The following is a 2,183-nucleotide window of genomic DNA, read 5'->3' as shown; positions in this document are numbered from 1 at the left end:
GAAGGTGAGCGATTCGGTCGGGTTCGCATCGAGCCCCGCCGTGCTCGTGGCGACCACGTTGCCGTTGCGATCCTGGACCTGGACATCGAGATCCGACACGCGGGCGTTGGCGCCGATGGTGACGTCGAGGCGACCCGTGGCGAGCGCGGTGACCTTGAAGAAGTCCTCGTCCGCGTTGCGGTGGATCGTCAGTCCCGGTTCGCTGTACGAGGCGTGCGCGCCGAGATCGGTGGCCACGCCGGCCGCTCGTGCGTCATTCGGCTCGAACCGGTCGGGGAAGGCGCCGGTGATGGAGAACACGTCGAAGAGGATCTGTTGGCCGGTGGCAGTGGCGCCGTTGAAGGTGTTGCCCGTGAACGCGGCGTACGCGATGCCATCGGTCGCCGCCAGCCCGTTGTACTCACCGATGCGACGCGTCGGCGGGTTGTCAGGCGGGTTGCCGAAGTTCGGCGCGCCCACATCGGTGTCGAAGCCGATGTCGTTGACGCGAACGTCGTTCCGGAAGGTCAACGCACCGTCTCTACTGAACGTTGGCGTTGGTCTGACCTCGGCGGGTGTCGTACCAGGTGATGACCAGGTTGCCGTCCTGATCCATCGCCCCCGTCGGGAACGCCTGCAACGTCCCCGTCGGGCCGTGATCGACCTTGACCGGCGCGGCCCAGGTCTGGCCATTGTCGGTCGAACGGGCCAGCACGACGTCGCCGTCGTCCCCGTTGGCGTAGGCGTTGTTGGGATCGTCGTTGGTGATCACGTAGATGTTGCCGGGCCGAACGGGATCCGGCACGACGTAGCCAACCGCTGACCCTTGCATGAGGAAGTCCGCGTTGGGGATCGCTCCCGCCTGCGGTTGTCGGTTGCAGGTCACCGCGGCGGCGCCCGCCCCGAAGGCGTAGTTGGCCTGGGTGATGGTGCCGTTGGCGAGGTTGGCGCCCCCGGTGCTGTCCCGGATCACGCGGATACGTCCGGCGGTGGCGGCGCCGCAGGTATCGGTGTGATAGGCGAGGTACACGTCGCCGTTCGGGGCGACGGCCACGTGCGCCTGATGCCGGAAGCCCTCCCCCGCACCGGTGGCGACTGCCCTCGGTGCGGAGAACGTGGCGCCGGAGTTGATCGACCGGGAGAAGAACTCTTCGGTGGGCGTGTTGTCGAAACGGGTCCAGTGGAGATAGAGATTGCCGGCGAAGGGGCTGTCGGCGTTGGCGTCAGCTGCGAGCCACGGCTTGTCGTCGGAGTGCAGCCCGGGTGTGACGTCGACCTCCGCGCCCACGAGTGCACCCGTGACCGGGTTGACCTGTTGCACGAAGATGCTGATGTCGATGCGGTTGTTCGGCGTGACCGAGGTGTCGAAGAGCGCGCGCAGATAGGTCCAGAAGAGCCGGCCCTGCTGGTCGAAGGCAATGACATCGTCACCCGAGTTGCGCCAGGCCTGATTGGGTCCCGGCGTCGGGGGCGCGGCCGCCACCGCCACTGTCGTCGGGAACGTGCGCCCGAAATCCGTTGAGATGGCGAGGTTGTTGACGTCGCTCACGACCACGTTCTGGGGATTGAGCGGATTCACCACCGCGGCATGCGGCTCGTTGTTCTGGAACCCGACGGGAACGTCGGTGGCCGCCGCCGCGCGCGTCACCTGCGATACCGGCGCGACGAGTCCGACGGATACGGCCAGGAACGCCGCCAACACCTGGGTCCGCGACACGCGCGCGCACAAAGGGACTGCGGACCGGTCCGCCATGGTGCCCTCCCCCCGACGCAGAACTCGCGTCTGCGCCCTCCTGCGTGGACGCTATGACAGAGTGACCACTGCGGCAAGAGGGGCAATACGGACTTGATGGGTCGATCATCACGGTTGCGCGCGCCGCGCCCAACCGATGCCACGGGGCGCGAGAAGACGTCCCATTCCGGCTGACGTAGCCTCGGCGTACCTCGGAAGAAAGGGCGCGCGATGGCTCCGTTTCCCGGCATTGCCCATGTCGCTGTCACCGTGAGCGACCTCGGACGCAGCACCCGATGGTATGAGCGTCTCTTCGACGCCAAGCCCGTGCTCGACGAGGACACCGGCCCGTTCCACCACGTCGTCTGGCTACTCGGTGGCCCCACGCTGTTCGGGATCCACCAACACTCTCAACCCGAGAGCAGCGACGCCTTCAGCGAGCTCCGACCCGGGCTCGACCATGTCGGCTTCG

At 67.2% G+C, this 2,183-nt stretch carries 2 protein-coding genes (1 of these 2 running past the window's edge); one reads left to right on the top strand and one right to left on the bottom strand.

Annotation, left to right across the window (positions count from 1 at the left end; genetic code table 11):
* Window positions 1-672, bottom strand: the 5' portion of a protein-coding gene (locus E6G06_01610) for a hypothetical protein (GenBank protein ID TML93559.1). The gene continues 39 nt to the left of window position 1, outside the view; the window shows 672 of its 711 coding nt (coding positions 1-672); it begins with the start codon at window positions 670-672; its stop codon lies off the left edge, out of view.
* 1,270 nt (window positions 673-1,942) lie between these two features.
* Between E6G06_01610 and E6G06_01605 the strand changes: the two genes are divergently transcribed.
* The coding region (locus tag E6G06_01605) for a VOC family protein (protein TML93558.1) at window positions 1,943-2,183 on the top strand (241 nt) is incomplete at its 3' end.

The organism is Actinomycetota bacterium, from assembly GCA_005888325.1.
In the GTDB taxonomy this organism is placed as follows: Bacteria; Actinomycetota; Acidimicrobiia; order Acidimicrobiales; family AC-14; genus AC-14.
This window is presented reverse-complemented; position numbering and strand designations above follow the sequence as displayed.